The sequence below is a fragment of the Pseudomonadota bacterium genome, from assembly GCA_026388275.1.
Lineage (GTDB): Bacteria > Desulfobacterota > Syntrophorhabdia > Syntrophorhabdales > Syntrophorhabdaceae > JAPLKB01.
This window is the reverse complement of sequence record JAPLKB010000041.1, coordinates 1-21,174: the sequence shown is the minus strand read 5'-3', so window position 1 is coordinate 21,174 and position 21,174 is coordinate 1. Positions and strand designations below refer to the sequence as shown.

The 21,174-nt window shown below is 43.1% G+C and carries 18 protein-coding genes and 1 tRNA gene; 14 read left to right on the top strand and 5 right to left on the bottom strand.

Annotated features, from left to right (window positions below; all coding sequences use genetic code 11):
• Positions 1–47: 47 nt before the first annotated feature.
• The 3 genes from NT010_10855 to NT010_10845 form a co-directional block, all read right to left on the bottom strand.
• Positions 48–479 (bottom strand): DUF3617 family protein, encoded by a 432-nt coding sequence (locus NT010_10855; protein ID MCX5806547.1) that lies wholly within the window; start codon positions 477–479, stop codon positions 48–50.
• Between the two features lie 93 nt (positions 480–572).
• Positions 573–974 (bottom strand): NUDIX domain-containing protein, encoded by a 402-nt coding sequence (locus NT010_10850; protein MCX5806546.1) that lies wholly within the window; start codon positions 972–974, stop codon positions 573–575.
• A gap of 61 nt (positions 975–1,035) precedes the next feature.
• Positions 1,036–2,019 carry a methyltransferase gene (locus NT010_10845; GenBank protein MCX5806545.1) on the bottom strand — a complete coding sequence of 328 codons (984 nt, stop codon included), beginning with the start codon at positions 2,017–2,019 and terminating at the stop codon, positions 1,036–1,038.
• A gap of 204 nt (positions 2,020–2,223) precedes the next feature.
• On the opposite strand from NT010_10845, the gene NT010_10840 reads away from it, so the two are divergent.
• Positions 2,224–2,478, top strand: coding sequence for a hypothetical protein (locus NT010_10840; protein MCX5806544.1), 255 nt, complete (start codon positions 2,224–2,226; stop codon positions 2,476–2,478).
• Positions 2,479–2,626: 148 nt separating this feature from the next.
• Here NT010_10840 and NT010_10835 read toward each other — a convergent pair.
• Positions 2,627–2,701, bottom strand: a tRNA-Val gene (locus NT010_10835).
• Positions 2,702–2,803: 102 nt separating this feature from the next.
• Positions 2,804–5,386, bottom strand: coding sequence for an ATP-dependent chaperone ClpB (gene clpB / locus NT010_10830; protein ID MCX5806543.1), 2,583 nt, complete (start codon positions 5,384–5,386; stop codon positions 2,804–2,806).
• 181 nt (positions 5,387–5,567) lie between these two features.
• Here clpB and NT010_10825 point away from each other — a divergent pair, with 181 nt between their 5' ends.
• From NT010_10825 to NT010_10765, 13 genes are all read left to right on the top strand, one after another.
• Complete coding sequence (locus tag NT010_10825) at positions 5,568–5,756, top strand: MoaD/ThiS family protein (GenBank protein MCX5806542.1); 189 nt, start codon at positions 5,568–5,570, stop codon at positions 5,754–5,756.
• The gene (locus tag NT010_10820) at positions 5,753–6,832 is read left to right on the top strand and encodes a tRNA(Ile)-lysidine synthetase (GenBank protein MCX5806541.1); all 1,080 of its coding nucleotides are present in this window, start codon (positions 5,753–5,755) and stop codon (positions 6,830–6,832) included. Before NT010_10825 ends, NT010_10820 begins: the two co-directional genes overlap by 4 nt.
• Before the next feature lie 7 nt (positions 6,833–6,839).
• On the top strand, positions 6,840–8,210 hold the full coding sequence (locus tag NT010_10815; GenBank protein ID MCX5806540.1) for a GAF domain-containing protein: 1,371 nt from the start codon (positions 6,840–6,842) through the stop codon (positions 8,208–8,210).
• Between the two features lie 24 nt (positions 8,211–8,234).
• The gene (locus NT010_10810) at positions 8,235–9,269 is read left to right on the top strand and encodes a rod shape-determining protein (GenBank protein MCX5806539.1); all 1,035 of its coding nucleotides are present in this window, start codon (positions 8,235–8,237) and stop codon (positions 9,267–9,269) included.
• Positions 9,270–9,453: 184 nt separating this feature from the next.
• Complete coding sequence (locus NT010_10805) at positions 9,454–9,810, top strand: PAS domain-containing protein (protein MCX5806538.1); 357 nt, start codon at positions 9,454–9,456, stop codon at positions 9,808–9,810.
• Entirely contained in the window at positions 9,782–10,171 is a 390-nt protein-coding gene (locus tag NT010_10800) for a PAS domain-containing protein (GenBank protein MCX5806537.1), read from the top strand. The genes NT010_10805 and NT010_10800 overlap by 29 nt, the downstream gene beginning before the upstream one ends.
• Positions 10,168–13,395: a PAS domain S-box protein gene (locus tag NT010_10795; GenBank protein MCX5806536.1), complete on the top strand. Its 3,228-nt coding sequence runs from the start codon at positions 10,168–10,170 to the stop codon at positions 13,393–13,395. The genes NT010_10800 and NT010_10795 overlap by 4 nt, the downstream gene beginning before the upstream one ends.
• A 102-nt stretch (positions 13,396–13,497) precedes the next feature.
• Positions 13,498–14,160, top strand: a complete 663-nt coding sequence (locus NT010_10790; GenBank protein ID MCX5806535.1) for a response regulator transcription factor — start codon at positions 13,498–13,500, stop codon at positions 14,158–14,160.
• A gap of 126 nt (positions 14,161–14,286) precedes the next feature.
• Complete coding sequence (locus tag NT010_10785) at positions 14,287–15,504, top strand: IS110 family transposase (protein ID MCX5806534.1); 1,218 nt, start codon at positions 14,287–14,289, stop codon at positions 15,502–15,504.
• Between the two features lie 614 nt (positions 15,505–16,118).
• Positions 16,119–17,558 carry an aldehyde dehydrogenase family protein gene (locus NT010_10780; GenBank protein MCX5806533.1) on the top strand — a complete coding sequence of 480 codons (1,440 nt, stop codon included), beginning with the start codon at positions 16,119–16,121 and terminating at the stop codon, positions 17,556–17,558.
• Positions 17,559–17,780: 222 nt separating this feature from the next.
• Positions 17,781–19,514 (top strand): aldehyde ferredoxin oxidoreductase, encoded by a 1,734-nt coding sequence (locus tag NT010_10775; GenBank protein MCX5806532.1) that lies wholly within the window; start codon positions 17,781–17,783, stop codon positions 19,512–19,514.
• A gap of 38 nt (positions 19,515–19,552) precedes the next feature.
• On the top strand, positions 19,553–19,816 hold the full coding sequence (locus NT010_10770) for a MoaD/ThiS family protein (protein ID MCX5806531.1): 264 nt from the start codon (positions 19,553–19,555) through the stop codon (positions 19,814–19,816).
• 146 nt (positions 19,817–19,962) lie between these two features.
• Positions 19,963–21,057: an NAD(P)-dependent alcohol dehydrogenase gene (locus NT010_10765; protein ID MCX5806530.1), complete on the top strand. Its 1,095-nt coding sequence runs from the start codon at positions 19,963–19,965 to the stop codon at positions 21,055–21,057.
• Positions 21,058–21,174: the final 117 nt, after the last annotated feature.

The window sequence follows — 21,174 nt, the reverse complement described above, 5'->3', positions numbered from 1 at the left end:
TTTTTACGCTAAATTATGAATATTATAAATGGTCGTAAACAAAATAATTATTTCGGACAGAGCCCTATATATTTTCCGGACATTTTGCTTGTCATTTGCATAGTCCCCTCTTCCTTGCTCTTCATTGTTGTATTAGTGGTGCCGTCAAAGGTGTTCCCTTTATAGGTTGTCTTCCCGGAGATTTCAACTATGGTGCCACTTCTGTCCTTACACTCCATGGCATACGTTACCGTGTCTCCACTGACTTTCTGATCCTTTATCTTGCATTCCTGGCTCTTTTCCTGCTTTTCCGGTTTTGGGACCACGTCATTTTTAGTAATGCATTGCTTTGTCGTAGTTGCAGGCATTTGTCCGGGCATTCCTTTAATTTCTGTTTTTGTTGTAATTTCCCAGAGACCTTCCTTTATCTCTGCTGATCCGGCTGTAACCCACACAAGGGTAAGCAAAGCAACAACAGCAATTAATACATTCCGAAACATATAAACCTCCTTTGTTTATTAAAAGATTCTCTAAAATATAGCCTCAATTTCTTGATAAAACTGATGTTTATATCTGAACATGGAAAAAGTTCCTTAATGAAACATATTAAAATAGGCAATTACAATTTCTTTACAATTAGCAGCACAGTCTGCATTCTGAATCTCTTCAAGCGAGAAGAATCTGCCTTCCTGACCTTCCTTCACTGTTATATCATTAAGCTTTAAATCGTGATCAATGATTCTGTACATATAAATATTATATCCGTCAAAGGGAAAGTTGCCGAAATATTTCTGGTTGGAAAGTTTATACTCCAACTCCTCCCGAATTTCTCTTACGATGGCTTCTTCAGGGGTTTCTTTTTCTTCTATCTGGCCGCCGAATGTTCCCCAGCAATTGGGATAGGGAATATCAGGTTTATTGTCTCTCAGTTGTAATAATACTTTGCCTTCTTTGTTTTCTATCAGGAGTCCGCACTGCGGACGATCTTTGCTCATAATAAAAGCTCTCCAGTAATCAATATGTTTTAAAAAGCCAAACTTGTAAAACCATAGACAGCTATGCCGGTTTTCGTGCTTCCACCAGACAATCCATTTTTTCTCCGGTTCTTATTAGCTTTACATCAACAAAACCGGCATTTTCCAAAGTTTCTTTTATTTCCTGGAAAGTATAGGTATCACCGTCGCGGGTCTGTACAAGCATGTTGATGGCGAACAAAGTCCCTGCAGGAGGGTATATGCGGGATTTGTCCATAACGTGGTCACGAATAAGTATCGTTCCTCCTGATTCAAGGGCACGATGAACTCTCTGGTAGAGATGAAGGTTCTCTTCCATGCCGTTCTGGTGAATAATGGCTGAAAGCAGTGCCAGGTCACATCCCTTTGGTAGTTCATCCTGATAGAAATCTCCTGCTATCAATTCTGTACGTTTTGAAAGACCTTCCTCCTTGAGCCTCTCTTGGGCTAGAGGGATAACATCTTCCAATTCAAAAATTATAGCCTTCATACGTGGATTTTTCTTGAGGAAAGCTATTGTATAGGTACCTGAAGCTCCCCCGATGTCGAGAAGGCGCTTGTATGGTTTGAGATCGTATACATCTGCTATTTCACGGGAGAGATTGTTTGCGATCACATGCATTGCATCGACAAAAGCCTTCATTTCAGTATCGCTGAACCTGAGGCTGGTACTGGATTCTTTGCCGGTCCCTTTTTTTACAATATCGGTAAGCCCGCTCCAGCTTGTCCAAAGGTAATTCCAGTGAATAATCACAGGCAGGACCGTTTCGGGATGATGAGCCGAAAAATATGCCCCCATTTCTGTATTCTGATAAAGATCGGAGTTTTTTTGCAGCAGCCCTAAAGCAATAAGACAATCCAGGACCCTGGTTGTAGCCCGTACGTCGAGACTGTGCTGTTTTGCTATCTCTTTTGCAGTGGCAGGTTTTTTATCAAGAAAAGTAAAAAAGTCAAGCTCTGCTGCTGTGAGAATTACCCGGCTTTTCATAAAACTTCTCGCTTCTGCCATAATAACTTCATTCAGCATTGATAACTCCTTTCTAATGGTTATCCACCATCTATTTTGATATAGAATAATAATAGCAGTACGGTAGCTTATTCGTCCAGCATTTTTTATAAAATAATTTTATTGAGCATGACCTTCGGTGGAGCAGGTGGTCTTGGTGTATGAGTTCTTTACAAATCTATTTTTACCGATATAATTATATCAGTCAAATGCAGGGGGTGCATTATGAGCACAGAAAGACAGGTTGCCATAATCTTCATTCTCGTTGGCATGTTTGCGCCGCTTTATCTGTTGATATTTGTATCCGGATATGATGAGGGAGCATCTTTATCATGGAATCTCAATCATATGGAAATTGTAATAAGGGAAAAATACTGGACTAAACCATCAGAACTGAATGAAATGCTTGATAATTTAAATTTTGCTTTAAAAAAAAGAAAGGAGGTATTTCAGATTCGGCAGTATGATATTAAAACCTAAGATCGCAATCCGTTACAAGAATGTTATTCTTTTTAACATATTTTTGATTTTTGTCGGAACAGGATTTCTGTCATTATCGGATAACAGGGCAGGGCGACATTATAATGGAATTCATCACTAATTGGGTAGGGTAATTTATTGATTTTAATGGTAGGCACACGGGGTCTTGAACCCCGGACCTCTACCGTGTCAAGGTAGCGCTCTCCCACTGAGCTATGCGCCTATCTATAGATGATTTTATATATCAGCAACTGCATGTTGTTGTCAAGGGAAACTTGCCGATCAAAAAACCGGGGCATGAATGATCTATGCCCCGGTTTTGTTGTTAACGCTTGAATACTACTTCTCCTTTTGTGTTCACATCCACAGTCACCTTATCGCCTTCTTTTATCTCGCCTTTTAAAACCATCATAGCAAGGGCATCCTGCAGTTTCTTCTGAATGAGCCGTTTTAAAGGTCTTGCACCATAAATGGGGTCGTATCCTTCTTTTGCAATCATGTTTTTAAGCTTGTCGGTAAAAACAAGCTCAATCTTTCTATCTTCAACCCTCTTTGACAACAATGAAAGCTGCAAGTCGGCAATATGTTTTATGTCATTTTCTGAAAGTGATCTGAATATAATAATCTCATCAATTCTGTTGATGAATTCGGGTTTGAAGTGGAGTTTTACTGCCTCGGATACCCCTTTTCTCATCTCCTCATAATCCTTGCCGCCGAAATCGGATATAAACTGACTCCCGATGTTGGATGTCATTATTATCACAGTATTTTTGAAATCCACTGTTCTGCCCTGCCCATCAGTGAGCCTTCCGTCATCGAGTACCTGCAAAAGCACATTGAATACTTCAGGATGTGCTTTTTCCACTTCGTCCATGAGAATAATAGAGTAAGGTCTTCTCCTCACAGCTTCGGTAAGATAGCCGCCTTCCTCATACCCTACGTATCCGGGAGGTGCCCCGATAAGCCGTGATACGGAGTGTTTTTCCATAAATTCGCTCATATCGATTCTTACAATCGCCTGTTCATCGTCGAATAAGAACTCTGCAAGCGCCTTTGCAAGCTCTGTTTTGCCGACGCCGGTGGGTCCCAGAAATAGAAAGGAGCCAAGTGGTCTGTTCGGGTCCTGGAGACCGGCACGTGCTCTTCTTATTGTACTGGATACCGCTTCGACGGCCTCTTCCTGACCAATAACCCTCTTGTGTATCCTGTCTTCCATATTGACAAGCTTTTCCATATCGCCTTCAAGCATTTTTGAAACAGGTATACCTGTCCATTTGGAGACAACTCTTGCAATGTCTTCCTCGTCGACCTCTTCCTTCAGCATCTTTAAGCCCTTTTGAAACTCTGCAAGTTCCTGGTTTTTCTTTTTCTGTTCTTCATCCAAAGCGGTGATTGTACCGTACCTGATTTCGGCAACCCTGCCGAAATCGCCCCTCCGCTCTGCCTCTTCGGCTTCAGTCTTTGCCTTGTCGATCTTTTCCTTTATCTCGCCTATGGCCATAATCAGGGTCTTTTCTTTTTCCCAGTGCTTTCTTTTTTTACCAACCTCTGTTCTTAATTCATTCAGATCTTCTTCGAGTTTCTTCCTCCTTTCCTTTGATGCCTCATCTTTTTCCTTTTTTAATGCCTCAATTTCTATTTGTACCTGGATGATTTTTCTTTCAATCTCGTCTATCTCTGTAGGCACACTGTCAATCTCCATTCTCAATCTTGATGATGATTCATCAATTAAGTCTATTGCCTTATCGGGCAGAAACCTGTCTGTTATGTAGCGATGGGAAAGTGTTGCTGCTGCAATGAGGGCGGAATCCTTGATCCTGACGCCGTGGTGAAGCTCGTACTTCTCCTTGAGACCCCGCAATATGGCGATTGTCTCTTCTACAGAAGGTTCTCCGACAAGAACAGGCTGGAACCTTCTCTCAAGAGCGGCATCCTTTTCAATATATTTCCTGTATTCATCAATAGTTGTTGCCCCGATGCAGCGCAGTTCCCCCCTTGCAAGGGCTGGTTTCAGCATGTTCGATGCATCTATTGCTCCTTGTGCATTACCGGCTCCCACTATTGTATGAAGTTCATCTATAAAAAGGATTATTGTGCCGGCAGCCTCATCAATCTCTTTTAAGACTGCTTTAAGCCTGTCTTCAAATTCACCCCTGAATTTTGCTCCTGCCAGCATGGCCCCGAGGTCAAGAGAAAGCACTTTTTTGTTTTTTAATGTTTCAGGTATATCTCCGCTAACTATCCTCTGTGCCAATCCTTCAACAATGGCGGTCTTCCCGACGCCGGGTTCGCCGATAATAACAGGATTGTTCTTTGTTCTCCGTGAGAGTACCTGCATTACCCTCCTTACCTCCTCATCTCTGCCGATGACAGGATCGAGTTTGCCTTTCCTTGCTTCTTCCGTTAAATCCCTGCAGTATCTTTGTAAAGCCTGATATTTTTCTTCCGGTGACTGGTCTGTTACCCTTTGTGAACCCCTTATATCTTTTAGTACGGAATAAATCTTATCTTTTGTGACTCCGTAGCTTTTCAATATATCTGAGGCAGCCCCTTCGTGAACCTCTGTGATACCGATAAGGAGATGCTCAACGCTGACATAATCGTCCTTCAATCGTTCTGCTTCGTCAAATGCTGTATCAATTGACTGTTTCAGGTGTGGTGATATGTAGACCTGTACAGCACCTTCTATATGCGGAAATTTCTTTAATGCCTTTTCCAGATCGTTTATGATGTAACTTGTATTTGCCCCCAGCTTATCGAGTATCGGTTTAACAACACCTTCTTTTTGAGATACAAGACTATAGAGAAGGTGCTCGTTTTCTATCATTTGGTTTCTGTTTTTCTCCGCCCTTTTCTGGGCATCGGCTACAGCCTCCTGGGCTTTTATAGTTAACTTATCAAAGTTCATATTCTCACCTCATAAAATTAATTTGCTATTTATTGCCATCCGCTGCTTTGTTGCTGAAATTATTTTGTCAACCGAGTGTTAAATGTTGACTGATAAATGTAATATAATCACATTTTTTATAAAATCAATCGCAGGCACCAACTCTTTGACAACACTACTTCATTGTGTTATCTAATAAACGATGAAAGTTGAATGGGATAACAAAGTACATGAATTTAATAAACCGATGCTTGTTTCAAAACTTCTTGAGGAATTTTCTCTCAGCAAAGAAGCGCATCTTGTCATTGTAAACGGCAGCTTGGTTACAGAGGACTGCAAGCTGGGAACGGACGACAATATAAAACTCATAAGGGTAATTTCCGGCGGATGAAATGCAGGGTATGTGGTAAACCGGCAAATATTAGCCTGAAGGCTTACAACACTGCCCTTTGCGCAGAGGATTTCACTTCATTTATTGAAAAAAGGGTTTTATCAACTATCAACAAATATTCCCTTATTAATAAAGATGATACACCGATAGTTGCCGTATCAGGCGGCAAAGACAGCCTGGCTCTCTGGCATGTAATGAATAAACTCGGGTTTCGTGCTGACGGTATTTATATAGATCTCGGTATTGAAAATTATTCTGATAGGTCCCTTTTTAAAATAAAAAAAATGGCTGATGATTTAAAAAGAAAAGTTTTTATTTTCCGCTTTCGGGATATGCTTGGAAAAGGGATAGAGGAATTGGCGAAAATCTTAAGAAGGGCACCATGTTCAGCGTGCGGCATGATAAAGCGCTATGTTATGAACAAAGTGTGTTTGGACCAAGGTTATTCTGTTCTGATGACAGGGCATAATCTTGACGATGAAGCTTCTGCCCTGCTTGGAAATGTCCTGTACTGGAAGGACGAGTATTTATGGAAAAAAGATGTCTTGTTGGAGGGCAGGGAAGGGCGCTTATCGAGAAAGGCAAAGCCGTTATTTTTGTGCTCGGAACGGGAAATGGCAGCGTATGCAATCATTAACGGGATTGACTATATTTACGAAGAATGTCCTTTCTCAATCGGTGCGAAGTCACTGATGTATAAAAGTATATTGAACAAATTGGAGGAATTGTCACCTGCGACGAAGATAGGTTTCATTAAGGGCTACCTGAGAATGACTAAAAAAATTAAAGCCATTAATAAGGATATAGCCGACAGGCAAGGGACTGCAAATTTGGCCAATGAAGATGATGTAAAAGATGTTCAAGCGCAGCCTGGAAGGCAAATCCCTGACGATGGGGAGCTTTATAATGGAAGGAAGGGCAGGGAAGATAGTCATTGTGTAGTCTGCGGATATCCTTCTTTCGGGGAGAAATGCAGCATGTGCAGAATACTGGAAAAATTTGATATTGAGTGCCCTGTTATTTTTGAAGAATATTCTCCGCCAAGCCTTGACAGTTCAGGCGGGATAGTGACATAATGCAGATATGAACACAATGCTGGACGGTTTCTCAAAAATTATATTCAACATATACGAGGCTTTTACAGTAGCCTTATTTTCTAAGGAAGATTCCAGCTTGAGGTGTCTTTCGTCAGAAACTTTGTCCCGAAGTTTTGATAAAAAGAAAGATATTCTTATTGAAGGAACGCTACCAGGGTGGGTGATCAAGCATAATGAGCCGCTTATTATCCCCAATTTTGACAAAGACGAGGCTACCCTCGGATATTATAATAAAACGGAAGACATCAAATCCTTTATGGGATATCCCATTGAAAACAAAGGTGTTATCATAATTGACAGCAAGAAGAAGTGGGCTTTTACCGACAAGGAAAAAAAGATACTCGGTGCTTTTGCTTCCATGCTCAATAAAGAGATCGAGAGAGAAAAGAGAACTCTTGATATGGAGGAAAGTATTGAAGAATTATATTCAGAAAGAAGAATCGTGCATCTCTTCAATGAGTTGAATCTTTCAAGAACTTCTTTAAATGAATTGTTTATTGAATGTCTGAGCCTTTCCGGTGCCGATTTGTGTTTTATTTGTGTTGAAAAGGGTGGAAAGATGTTTGTTCATGATTTCTTCGGGATTGATTCAGACGGATATGTAAAAAAAGAATGTTCACTTGGTGCGAGTATAACCTCTATGATTATGGAAGGCGGGAGAGAGCTTCTGCTTCCTTATAACAGCAGGCTTTTGAGGGAAAAACCAATGTTTTTTTCCGGAGAGACTTTAAAAGCAAAACAGTTTTTTGGTTTTCCCCTTATCACGGATGACATTATAATAGGTGTTGCAGGGTATGTTTCTGTCTCAGATAAACAATTAATTGAACGATCAATAGGTATTTTAAGAAATGTTTCAACACTTTTGTCTCTGTATTGTTCTTCTTTATGGATGAAGGACAATCTGGAAAGATTAAGGGATTTTGAACCGGTAACTGATTCCATTCAATTCCCTGTCTTTCTTGAAATACTTGAAAATATGACGAAAAAAGGAGATAAATATTCTTTGTTATCTCTTAAGCTTAAAAATATACGATTGTTTAATAAACATATGGGGTTAAGCTATACAAACAATCTTTTGAAAAAGATTTTTAAGATTATCAGGTATTGTGTTGGAGGGCAGGCATTTATTACAAGAAAGGGCGGCGGTCATTTTTATGTATTATCAAGAAGCGACGAGAGGGTGGATTTTAAAAATATTATGAGGATTCTTGACTACACTATAAATAAAAGTATTGCGGAAGAAAATATTACGTATATTTCAAGCGGTATAGAAACAGGAGTGGCAAGGTTCCCGGAAGACGGTACGGTAAATATTTGGGAACTTCTCAACATAGCTGAAGGAAGAAAAGACTTTTAATACAGATGGCATAAAGGAGGGGGTATGATTGATTATTTTAGTAAATTATTTGGTTTTTTCTCAACACATTTTGCAATGGATCTCGGTACGGCAAATACACTTATTTATATGAAAGATGAAGGTGTTGTGCTTAATGAACCTTCGGTTGTAGCAATTGACAACGTTAACGGAAAAGTTATCGCTGTCGGCAGGGAAGCCAAGGAATATATCGGAAGAACACCTCCGAACATCAGCGCAATAAGGCCATTGAAAGATGGGGTAATTGCGGATTTTGATGTTACAAAGGCTATGATAAAGTATTTTCTTATGGTTGTCAGGAAGGAGAGAAAGGTTTCAAAACCTAAAATGGTAGTCGGAGTTCCTTCCGGGATTACTCAGGTGGAGAAGAAAGCTGTTGTAGACGCTTGTTTTCAGGTTGGAATCAAGGATGTATACCTTATAGAAGAGCCTATGGCTGCCGCGATCGGTTCTGAATTGCCAATTGAGAAGCCAAGAGGTAATATGGTTGTCGACATAGGAGGAGGAACAACGGAGGTGGCCATTATAAGCCTTTCTGCTACAGCGTATAGCGAATCACTAAGGGTTGCCGGGGACGAGCTTGATGAGTCGATTGTCAGATATCTTCAGAAAAAACACCAGTTATCTATTGGTTTAATTGCTGCTGAAAAGATTAAAATGGAGGCAGCCTCCATATATCCGATGAATTTTAGAGATATCCCTGTGAGTATTGTTGGAAAAGACATGCTGACCGGAATACCAAAAAGTCTGAAGCTATCGGAAGACGAGATAAGGGAAGCAATAGAAGAACCTGTAGGGGCAATTATTGATGCAATAAGAAGAGCACTGGAAAGGTTGCCGCCTGAATTTGTTTCTGATTTAAATGAGTCAGGAATGATATTAACGGGTGGAGGAGCCTTACTGAAAGGGCTTGACCAGAGGATTGAGACAGAAACAGGAGTAAAAGTAAAAGTAAATGACGAGCCGTTACTGTCTGTGGTCATGGGTGCCGGACAGGCATTGGAGGATATGAAAAGATATAAAAGAGTTTTTATTAATTGATCTAATACCGGCGGGGCAAGCCTTGTCGAATAAGTTCGACATAGGCAACCCGTTAAGGCCGCCATCTTCAGATGGCGAACATTGGGATGATAACAATATCGGAATGTATATGACCACTTTAGTGATCAAAAATAAAAATACATTCACAAATATTTTCTCAACATATTTCTATTAGGGTATGTCTATGCGTAAAAAAAATGAGGATATATCCAGACAAATTCATGGATTACAGAGTTCGCAAAAAACAAATAAAAAGAAATCAGATAAATTCACCCATAAGATAATGCCGATATCAGAGACCGACTATCGGGCTATCTTCAACGCCCTGTATGATGCCGTTTTTGTTCATGATCTCACAGGGAAGATCGTAGACGTCAACGACAAGATGCTTGAGATCTATCGTTGCACCCGTGAAGAAACTGTCGGACTTTCCATTGTTCCGGATTTTACAGCTTCCGACAATACCATGGGGGATTATCAGCCTGTTCTCTGGCAAAGTTCTCTGGCAAAAGGTGATTGCGGGGGAAGATCAGTTTTTTGAGTGGAAAGCAAGACGTCCAAGTGACGGTTCCACCCTTGATGTGGAGGTGGCGCTAACGAAACTTCCGCTGCCTGAAGGGGATTATATCCTTGCAAGCATACATGATATTACGGAGCGTAAACGGGTACAGAAGGAACTGACCGTTACCAAGAACTATCTTAATACGGTCTTTAACAAGATTCACGATGCGGTCTTTGTCCACGATCTCACAGGGAAGATCGTAGACGTCAACGACAAGATGCTTGAGATTTACCGGTGCACCCGTGAAGAGGCCATCGGTCTCTCCATTGTTCCTGATTTTAAGGCCCCCGACAATACCATGGGGGATTATCAGCCTGTTCTGTTCTCTGGCAAAAGGTGATTGCGGGGGAAGATCAGTTTTTTGAGTGGAAAGCAAGACGTCCAAGTGACGGTTCCACCCTTGATGTGGAGGTGGCGCTAACGAAACTTCCGCTGCCTGAAGGGGATTATATCCTTGCAAGCGTACACGATATTACAGAAAGAAAAAGGTTTGAGCGGGAACTCACGGACACCAAGTGTTATCTGGATACGGTATTCAATAATATACATGATGCGGTCTTTGTTAATGATGTTGACGGAAACGTTTTAGACGTAAATAACAAAATGCTTGAAATGTATCAGTTCACTACACGCGAGGAAGCATTAAAATATAAGATCATTCCAGATTATACTACCCCGGAAGGGCGTCCGGATTTTCCCGCAATCTGGAAAAGAATTCTGGCAGGGGAAGACGGGACTTTTGAATGCAAGGGTAGACGACCGAAGGATGGCTTCGAGTTTGACGTGGAAGTGTTTTTGACAAAACTTCCGCTTCCTGACGGCGACTCGATTCTTGCGAGCGTCCGTGACATTAGCGCCCGAAAAAAGGTCGAGCGGGAACTTATGGCCACCAAGGACTATCTGAAAACAGTCTTTAATAATATACATGATGCGGTCTTTGTTCATGATGTTAACGGGAAAGTGGTAGACGTCAACGATAAAATGCTGGATATGTATCAAAGTACCCGGGAAGAAGCAATAGGGCGTTCGATTACTGTGGACTACACTACGCCTGACGGGCGTCCGGATATGTCTGCTATTTGGAAGAAAGTTGTGTCAGGCGAAGACCAGTTTCTTGTGTGTAAAGGCAGACGGCCGAAGGACGGTTATGTATTTGATGTAGAGGTATTCTTAAATAAGTTGTCTCTCCCTGAAGGAGATTTTGTCCTTGCTGTTGTACGAGAAATCACGGAACGTAAAAGAGTAGAAAAAGAACTTATGGCCACCAAGGATTATCTGAAAACAGTCTTTAATAATATACACGATGCGGTCTTTGTACATGATGTTGATGGGAAAGTGATAGACGTAAACAAAACAATGCTGGATAGGTATAGGTGTACCCACGAAGAAGCAATAGGGCGTTCGATTATTGAAGACTACACTGTGCCGGATGGTAGTACGGATTTTCCTGCTATCTGGAAGAAAGTCATGTCAGGCGAAGACCAGTTCTTTGAGTGTAAAGGCAGAAGACCAAAGGACGGCTATGTTTTTGATGTGGAGGTATACTTAAACAAGTTGTCACTCCCTGAGGGAGATTTTATTCTTGCCAGCACCCGTGATATCACGGAGCGTAAGCAGATGGAGAAACTGGTTCTCAAGGAAAGAGAAATCTTCTTCTCTGTTTTAAAAAATAATCCCCATGGCATTGCTTTATTTGATGATAGTGACAGGTTTGTATATTTCAACCCTGAATTTACGAGGATAACCGGATATGCCATCGAAGATCTCCCAACGATTAGAGATTGGGCTCGAATGGCCTATCGTGACCCGGAATACAGAAAGATTGTTGCAAGGTTCTGGAAGGCCGATAGATTACAGGAAGGACGTAGTAAAGACGTAGAATTCAGGGTAGATTGCAAAGACGGACAATATAAAGATATAGAGTTCCGGGTAACCTATCTGGGCGACAGGAACCTTGTTGTCCTCACCGATGTTACAGCACGTAAACAGGCAGAAGAAGAGTTAAGGGCGGAAAAACAGAGATTCCAGACCATTTCGGAGAGTTCGCCTGTAGGGATGGTAATGATAGGTGCTGATGATACATTCAAATACGTGAATCCAAAATTTAAGGAAATATTCGGTTATGATCTTATTGACATACCCAATTTAAGAGATTGGGTTAGGTTGGCATACCCTGATCCACCCTATCGTGACGAGGTGGTATCGCAATGGATTGCCTTGAAATCAATAGAACCAGGAGAAGGACGACCCTATACGAGAAAGGTGATGTGCAAGGATGGTATGCTGAAGCATATTAATTTCATTCCTGTGCAACTGGGCGCCGGTGAAATATTGATGACCTGCGAAGATATTACAAAAAGTAAGGAAGCTGAAGACCGAATCAGAGAAAGGAACCTGGAACTGGAAGTCTTAAACGATATAATTACATCTGTCAGTAGTTCTTTGAATTTGACGGAAATTCTGGAAACCTTAAAGAACGTATTTATTGAAAAATTACACATCACAACGGGCGGTATTTTCTTTTACAATGAGGTTACCCACAGGATCAGCATGGAAATGTCCTGGGGAGTACCGCATACCGTGCTCCATGATTTTGAAACCTTTGCAGTAGATTCCTACAATGCCGGAACGGTTACGCAGGAAAACGAAAGCGTTGTTTCAAAAAGTTGTATCGATCCTCTGCAATCAAATGGTTTGTCTCAAGGTGAATTCAGGCATCTATGGCGAAGCTCTATTTGCACCCCCCTTGAGGCAAAGAACGAAATCCAGGGTATGATATTTCTTATTGACAAAGAACCGGACAAATTCCAAACCGGACAGATGAACTTTTTCAGGACCCTTGGTAAACAGATTGGAGTTGCTACGCAAAATGCGCGTCTTTTTGAACAGGTGCAGAAATCGCACGGGCAGATGAAGGCGCTTTCTTTAAAACTGGTTGAAGTACAGGAGGCTGAACGCAGATACCTTGCGCGAGAACTGCACGATGAAATAGGCCAGCAATTAACCGGCCTTAAATTTGCTCTCGAAATGAGTGCTTTGCAGTCAGAAGGAGAAATAAGGGCAGGGTTAATGAATACCCAATCAATGGTGAATAAGCTGGTAGCGATTGTTCGTGAGCTGTCTCTCAATCTGAGACCTTCGATGCTTGATGACCTTGGTCTGCTTCTCACGCTGCCCTGGCACTTTGAACGATTTACCGGCCAGATGAATATTCATGTGGTATTCGAGCACATGGGACTCGGCGACAAAAAGTTCCCCCTTGAAATAGAGACGGCAGTTTACAGAATTATTCAGGAGGCATTGACCAATGTTGCCCGCCATGCTAAGGTAAACGAGGTCACAGTGCGTTTATGGTCTGATGAGGAAGTGCTGGGGGCGCAGATCGAAGATCATGGTGTTGGTTTTAACCCTGAGGCCGTGTTGAAAAGAGGCAGCACAAGCGGTTTGAACGGAATGCGCGAACGGGCAGTATTATTGGGAGGTCACTTTACTATTGAGACTAGCTCGGGTACCGGTACCCGTCTTACGGCAGAGTTTCCGATAAGTCTATCGACTGGAGGGTAAGTCTTTGACATCAATCACCCTCCCCTTTTTCCCCTCCCCTCAAGGGAGGGGTGCAGCGGTTACCCTGCTGCTTGCAACAGGGTACTTAAATGGCGGAGAATCATGAGTGTAGTCAGTATTGTCCTTGCAGATGATCACCATATTGTACGACAGGGCGTAAAAGCCTTACTTGAAAATGATGCAGATTTTTCAGTAGTCGGCGAAGCCAGCGATGGTTTAAAAGCAGTAGATCTTACCACGCGTCTGAAACCGAATGTATTGGTAGTCGATTTGATGATGCCCGGCCTGAATGGACTCGAAGTAACACGTCAGGTCACAAAGTTCTCTCCAAAAACAAAGGTGCTCATTCTGTCTATGTATATGAATGAACCTTATGTTGTTGAGGCATTACGTAATGGTGCATATGGTTATGTTCTTAAAGAATCCAATATATCAGATCTGGTCCATGCCATTCGTGAGGTTATGGCAGGTCGCCATTATCTCAGCCCTCCGCTCTCAGAGCGTGCTATAAGCACCTATCTGGAGCAGACAAAAGATACTGTTCTTGATCCATATAATACCTTAAGTACCCGTGAGAGAGAAGTCCTACATCTTGCTATAGAAGGTTACAGCAACGCAGAGATTGCCGCCAAACTTTTCATAAGTTCGCGAACAGCGGAAACGCACAGAGCAAATATGATGCGAAAGCTCGATCTTCACACCCAGACCGACCTTATCAAGTATGCCTTGAAAAAGGGCATGCTTCCAACGGAAGAATTAGTATAATTTATTCCAATTCTAAATCAAACACACATGCCGACTTGTCGGCACAAAAAGGAATGAAAATGTCGCCAGATGCCTCCTTTCTATAGTAAGAATATCCATGTAGTCATTCCAACAAGGAGGGGTCACATGGATATAATCGTTGAAAGAGGAGCTGGCCTTGATGTGCACAAGGAGACAGTGGTGGCATGCATCATGGGGACAGGGATAAAAAAGGAGATACGGACCTTCAGCACCATGACCAATGATCTCATGCGGCTCAAGATCTGGCTCAAGGAAAACCGGATTACCCACATAGCCATGGAAAGCACAGGAGTCTACTGGAGGCCCATATTCAACATACTGGAAGATACCTTTAAGGTGATATTGGTGAATGCACGGCACGTCAAGAATGTACCGGGAAGAAAAACCGATGTGAAGGACAGTGAGTGGCTCTGTAAACTCTTAAGAAGCGGGCTGGTCAGGGGAAGTTTTATCCCTCCCAAAGAAATAAGGGAACTGAGAGACCTCACCAGGTACAAGAGGAAGCTTATTCAGTCTGTTACCTCCGAAAAGCAGAGGATCGAAAAGATTCTTGAGGATACGAATATAAAGCTCTCCTGTGTTGCCTCAGATATATTCGGGGTAAGTGGAACAAGGATTATCGAAGAGCTGATGAAAGGTGACCTTAAGGCAGAGGAAATGGCTGAATTGAGCAAAGGTAAATTAAGGAGAAAAAAAGAGGACCTCAAGGAAGCGCTCGTGGGGCATATGGATACACATCATACATTCATGATAAAGGCATCTCTGGAACATATAAAGGCAATCGAAGAGATACTCTCAAACCTGGAACAAAAGATTGAGGAAATGATTGATCTTCACTATAAGGAAGAATATGAACTTCTCCAGACCATACCGCCGGTGAAAGACAGTGCTTCCGTCATCATCGCAGAGATGGGTGTAAACATGGACCTATTCCCCAGCGAAATGCACCTTTCATCATGGGCTGGAATGAGTCCCGGCAACAACGAAAGCGCGGGTAAGAAAAAACCCGGGACCACGATACAGGGCAATAAGTGCTTGAAAAGTATCCTTACAGAGCTCGCATGGGTGGCATCGAGGATGAAGGGAACGTATCTCAGGGCCAAATATCAGAGTCTTGCAGGGAGAAGGGGAAAGAAAAAGGCGCTCATTGCAGTAGGGCATAAGATACTTATAATGTGCTATCACATACTCAAATACAAAGTGCCCTACAAGGAACTGGGGGCTAATTACCTTGATACTCGTAAGAAAGACCGTATTGTGAAGAGCTATTTAAAGAGACTTACCAACCTTGGATTTACGGTAACATTGAAAGAAGCGGCATAAATACATAAAAACGATATAACACAATGTGGAAAAAAGGTCGACGCCTAATGGTGGTGAAAACCCCGTAAATCAAACTGACCTCAGCCGGTCATATGGACAAAACAGTGTTGCCAAAGAGCACGCAGGGGAAATTATTATAACCCGGGCCGGCTACCCCACATGTGAGAAAAAGAAACAAAGTCAAACAAATATATATAGGGAGATTTATTTTCTGGGGAAAGCGCTATCATCGTTGGCTTCGTCATCGGCTCCGCTATGTCTAGAACACCCGCAAGCGGGTACCCGGCCACCCCTTCAACTCGCTTTACTCGTGGCTACGTCGCTTCTTCCTTGTTGCCACGATTGCACCGCACGTTTTAGCGGGATAAGTCGTTCAATCTTTGATTTGAAAATGAAATTGCCCAATATTCTTTGCCTAATACAAAGTAACTAAAATACCTAATACAAACCAAATTACGTAAATAATGACAAAAAAATACGTATTACTACGGATAGACACAGTCAATTTCCTATGCAATACTGGATAAATCCGTTGGCAGTAAGAGACGAACAAAGTACCTAATTCAAATGAAATGTATTGAGTATGAGGAACGATAGTAAAAAAGGAGATCAATATGAAGAACTATCAGATGTTTATTGGTGGTCAGTGGGTGGATGCCCTGTCCGGGGCAACCTTTGATGATCTGAATCCTTACACAGGTGATGTATATGCGCGAGTGCCGAAGGGGGATGTTAAGGATGCTGACCGTGTTATGGCTGCGGCCTATGCCGCACGGAAACAATGGGCAGCTACACCTCCTCTGACGCGATCGCAAATTCTCAATAAGGCAGCTCAGTTGCTTGAAGCTAACAGACAGGAGTTTGCGGATGTCCTTACTCAGGAGGGGGGTGGAGTTTTCGGAAAGGTCATGTTCGAGATTTCCCAAACAGTAGATCTTCTTGAAACTGCTGCTGCAGACAGCAAACGTATACTCGGCGAGACTTTCCACAATGACCTTGGTAAGCTTTCCATGACGCTCCGTAAGCCCAGGGGTACGGTACTTGCTATTTCGCCCTGGAATTTCCCTCTGATTCTCTCAATGTATAAAGTGGCTTACTCCATAGCTACAGGGAACACTGTTGTCCTGAAACCGGCAAGTGAAACGCCGGTTATCGGTCTTAAAATCGGGGAACTTTTCGAGAAGGCCGGTCTTCCGCCCGGTGTCCTTAACGTCATAACCGGACCCGGAAGTATTCTCGGTGATGCGCTCATTGACGATGACCGCTGTTCCTTTGTTGCAATTACTGGTGAAACCGTTACAGGCCGCCATGTCGCCATGAGGGCTGCGGCAAAATTGAAGCAATATACCCTTGAGCTTGGTGGAAAGAATCCTCTTATTGTTCTTGCCGATGCTGACATGGAATATGCTGTGAAGTCGGCTGCATTCAGTGCATTCCTCCATCAGGGTGAAATATGTATGTCCGTTGATCGTGTTATTGTGGAAAAATCTATAGTGGAGGAATTTTCAGCGGGATTGGCGGGATTGGCTGCACATCTGCCTGTAGGTGACCCCAGTCTTCCTACCACTTTTATCGGTCCAATTATCAGCGATGCTCAGGTTCAGAGCATAGACGCCCATGTGAAGGATGCAGTTGCCAAAGGTGCGACCCTTCTCACTGGAGGCACATATGAAGGACGACTTTACAATCCCACAGTGCTTATAAATATTACTCCTGATATGCGCATCTATCATGAGGAAACCTTTGGCCCCGTTGCCTCTATTATACCTGTTAACAATGCAGAAGAGGCGCTTGAAGTGGCAAATAACACGATGTATGGGCTTTCGGCGGGCATAATAACCAGGGACCTGGAAAAGGCCATTTTTCTTGCAGAAGGTCTGGAAGCAGGCATGGTCCATGTCAACGACGGTTCTATCGATGCCGATGCATGCTGTCCCTTCGGCGGCTGCAAGGCAAGCGGTCAAGGTCGTGAAGGCGGCCATTACTCATTGGAGGAACTCACTGAATTGAAGTGGGTAACAATCCAGAAGTCAAAAAGGATGTTGCCGTTCTGAAAGGAGGATAACCATATGCGATAATGAGCACATGAAGGGGTTTCGTCTTTATTCACGACGGTAATCCAGGGTAAAAGAAGTAAGGTGAAGGGTAAAAATTACGGAGGATTCCGGAACAAAATACGTACGTCTACGGATAGACATGGTATATGCCGCAATGTAATATCTTACCTATTAAGACAATTTATGCAGAAAATCAATCCTTAACAGGGAGGCAAAACCATGAAAAATATTTTGCGTGTGAACATGTCGGAACTAAAAACCAATACACAGGAAATGCCAACAGAGTATATGGGTTTAGCGGGTAGAGGCCTTACATCCACAATTGTTGCAAGGGAAGTGCCGCCAACCTGTGAGCCCCTGGGAAGTCACAATAAACTGGTAATAGCCCCTGGTGCATTTGCCGGGACGAATGCACCGAATTCTGGAAGACTCTCAATCGGGGTGAAAAGCCCTCTCACCGGTGGAATCAAAGAGAGTAACGTTGGCGGTACGGCTGCGTATCGGCTGGGCAGGCTTGGTGTGGGGGCTATAATAGTCGAGGGGTTTCCTGAAAAAGGCAAACTCTATATTCTCCGTGTGACAAAGAGTGGTAGTGAGCTAATTACCGCAGATGAATACCGCTCTATGCGAAACTATGAACTTGCTGAGAAGCTTCAGGAAAAGTATGGGAAGAAAATAGCCGTTCTTTCAATTGGCCCTGTCGGAGAAATGAGACTTCCTGTCTCGACTATTGCCAGCACAGACACCTCCGGATTTCCATGCAGACATGCAGGGAGAGGAGGGACAGGTGCTGTAATGGGATCGAAGGGTCTCAAGGCAATTGTCATAGATGATGAGGGCGGTGAAAGTGCTTTTGTAGCTAACCCAGAAAGATTCAAAGAAGGCATGAAGGTTTTTGTAAAGGCAATTCAGGATCACCCGGAAACAGGACAGAATCTGAAACTGTACGGTACAAACGGTATTGCCAGTCTCCTTAACGTTGCAGGTGCATATCCCACAAGAAATTTCAGTGCAGGGATATTCGAAGGGATAGATAAGGTGAACGGTGAATACATGTACGAAGTGATAACCAAACGGGGCGGGAAACCTTCTCATGCAGGGTGTTCTATGTGTATTATTCAATGTTCCAATGTGTATGTTGACGAGAATGGAGACCACATAACATCTGCTTTAGAGTACGAAACCATTGGTCTTTTTGGAGCAAATTGCGGTATTTCAGATCTCGACATCATCGCAAGGGCAGATAGGCTCTGCGATGACTGTGGTATGGATACGATGGAAATGGGTGGAACAGTAGGTGTCGCTATGGAAGCCGGGATTAAGGCCTTTGGCGACGGCAACGGGCTTCTGGAGCTTCTGGAAGAAGTGGGCAGAGGTACGCCGTTGGGAAGAATACTTGGCTCAGGTGCCTGGTCTACTGGAAGGGCATTCGGCGCAAGAAGGGTACCCGTAGTTAAGAAACAAAGTATATCAATGTATGAACCCAGAGGTATTCACGGAATGGGGGTAACTTACGCCACTTCTCCGATGGGTGCAGATCATACTGCCGGCTGGGTACTGAACTTCAACCTTGAAGTTATGGGAGGGACTCTGGACCCCCACAAATCTGAAGGTCAGGTAGATATCTCAAAGCAAATACAGATTGTAACGGCTGCAATGGATTGTACAGGACTTTGTATGTTTGTGAACATGGTGGTTGGGGGCACTCCGGAAGGAGGGCAGGGGTTCCTTGAAATGATGAGCGGTCTTTATGGAGCAGATCTGACGCTTGATGATGCAATAAAGCTCGGAATACAGGTTATTAAGACCGAACGTGATTTCAATAAAGCGGCCGGTTTAACCAACCTTGACGACCGTTTGCCTGAATTTATGAAAGAAGAGAAACTTCCTCCTCATAATGTGACCTTTACTGTTTCTGACCAGGAGCTTGACCGTATGTGGGGCGATCTCTAAATAGGCAGGTACAATGTAGTTTTTGTTAATTGTAATTTATGAATAGGATATTGCATAAATCACTTTCAGTGAATGTGAAACTGTTCGGGATGCTTAGAAAATATGTGCCTGCATATGATCATAACAAAGGTGTAGATGTGGTTCTGGAAGAAGGACAGACCGTAGGAGATCTATTGAATGTGCTTGGCATACCCGAAAATGAGGCACATGTTTTTTTTGTAAAAGGTCTATCAAGAAGGCTTACGGATATACTTCACGAATCTGATGAAGTCAGCATATTTGTCCAGGTTTCAGGAGGGTAACGGCTTTCTCAATGATAATATGCAGAATAAAATGCGTGGTTATGATGAGATATGTGAGTAATCCCGAGGTGTCGATTGTTTTATCCACACGACATCGCTGGCCATTGGAATATAACATATAAATCTTAAAGGAGGTATATATAATTATGAAGATTAAAGCTGCTGTGGTGCGAGAAAAATCAGGTCCATTCCTTATCGAAGAATTAGATCTCGATGATCCAATGGAAAATGAAGTAATAGTGCGTATTGTAGGCTCCGGGCTGTGTCATACGGATCTTGTGGCGCGGGAGCAGTATCTGCCCTTTCCGCTTCCTGCCGTTCTCGGACATGAGGGCGCAGGTGTTGTAGAAAAGGTCGGGTCGAGGGTTAAGAAGATCGCTCCGGGTGATCATGTGGTGCTTAGTTATCTTACATGCGGGACGTGCCCGTCCTGTGTAAAAGGCGTGCCCCCTCACTGTCTTAACTTTCTTGGGTCGAATTTTGCAGGAGTACGTCCTGATGGAACTACCACGATGCATAAAGATGGTGAAGCTATCCATGGCGCCTTTTTTGGCCAGTCATCCTTCGCTTCCCATGTTCTTGCAAATGAACGAAATGTGGTCAAAGTTCGTAAGGATGTTCCTCTTGATATACTTGGTCCGTTGGGCTGCGGTTTCCAGACCGGTGCAGGAGGAGTCTTGAATTCGCTACGCGCAAGGGCAGGTTCATCTATTGCTGTTTTTGGGATAGGTTCTGTGGGATTGAGCGCAATCATGGCTGCATTTGCCTGTGGATGCACTACGATTATTGCAGTTGATGTCAATGAAGATCGGCTCAAAATTGCCAGGGAGTTTGGAGCAACACATGCTGTCAACCCCGATCAGGTAGATCCTGTTGCAGAAATCCAGAAGATTACCGGTCCCGGCGCTGACTATTCCCTTGAGTGCACCGGCATTCCAAAGGTCTTTCGTCAGTCAGTTGATTCCATAGCGATAGGTGGGACATGCGGGCTTATCGGTGTTGCGCCTTTCGGCGCTGAAGCAATCCTGGATATGCAGAATATCCTGAACGGGCGCACGATCATGGGTATTGTGGAAGGTGATTCAAACCCCGATATTTTTATTCCTCAACTGATAGAACTTCATATGCGTGGCCGTTTTCCCTTTGACCGGATGATCAAATTTTATACCCTGGATCAGATTAACCAGGCCGCCAAAGACTCTGAGAAAGGAATAACGTTAAAAGCTATTCTGCGTCCTTAGTCTAAAACGTAGAATTTTAGTCTATTGAATGAAGTCAGGCTATTTTCTGATTATTTAAAGGAGGTACATGATGTCACAGCGAGAAGGTGAAACTAATTATAAGTATGAGGATTATGC

Coding starts and splice junctions, on each gene's coding strand:
- NT010_10815 (MCX5806540.1), top strand. CDS start 6,840: ATGAACACAATGCTGGACGGTTTCTCAAAAATTATATTCAACATATAC.
- NT010_10780 (MCX5806533.1), top strand. CDS start 16,119: ATGAAGAACTATCAGATGTTTATTGGTGGTCAGTGGGTGGATGCCCTG.
- NT010_10805 (MCX5806538.1), top strand. CDS start 9,454: ATGCGTAAAAAAAATGAGGATATATCCAGACAAATTCATGGATTACAG.
- NT010_10775 (MCX5806532.1), top strand. CDS start 17,781: ATGAAAAATATTTTGCGTGTGAACATGTCGGAACTAAAAACCAATACA.
- NT010_10855 (MCX5806547.1), bottom strand. CDS start 479: ATGTTTCGGAATGTATTAATTGCTGTTGTTGCTTTGCTTACCCTTGTG.
- NT010_10825 (MCX5806542.1), top strand. CDS start 5,568: ATGAAAGTTGAATGGGATAACAAAGTACATGAATTTAATAAACCGATG.
- NT010_10840 (MCX5806544.1), top strand. CDS start 2,224: ATGAGCACAGAAAGACAGGTTGCCATAATCTTCATTCTCGTTGGCATG.
- NT010_10845 (MCX5806545.1), bottom strand. CDS start 2,019: ATGCTGAATGAAGTTATTATGGCAGAAGCGAGAAGTTTTATGAAAAGC.
- NT010_10790 (MCX5806535.1), top strand. CDS start 13,498: ATGAGTGTAGTCAGTATTGTCCTTGCAGATGATCACCATATTGTACGA.
- NT010_10785 (MCX5806534.1), top strand. CDS start 14,287: ATGGATATAATCGTTGAAAGAGGAGCTGGCCTTGATGTGCACAAGGAG.
- NT010_10850 (MCX5806546.1), bottom strand. CDS start 974: ATGAGCAAAGATCGTCCGCAGTGCGGACTCCTGATAGAAAACAAAGAA.
- NT010_10770 (MCX5806531.1), top strand. CDS start 19,553: ATGAATAGGATATTGCATAAATCACTTTCAGTGAATGTGAAACTGTTC.
- NT010_10765 (MCX5806530.1), top strand. CDS start 19,963: ATGAAGATTAAAGCTGCTGTGGTGCGAGAAAAATCAGGTCCATTCCTT.
- NT010_10820 (MCX5806541.1), top strand. CDS start 5,753: ATGAAATGCAGGGTATGTGGTAAACCGGCAAATATTAGCCTGAAGGCT.
- clpB (MCX5806543.1), bottom strand. CDS start 5,386: ATGAACTTTGATAAGTTAACTATAAAAGCCCAGGAGGCTGTAGCCGAT.
- NT010_10810 (MCX5806539.1), top strand. CDS start 8,235: ATGATTGATTATTTTAGTAAATTATTTGGTTTTTTCTCAACACATTTT.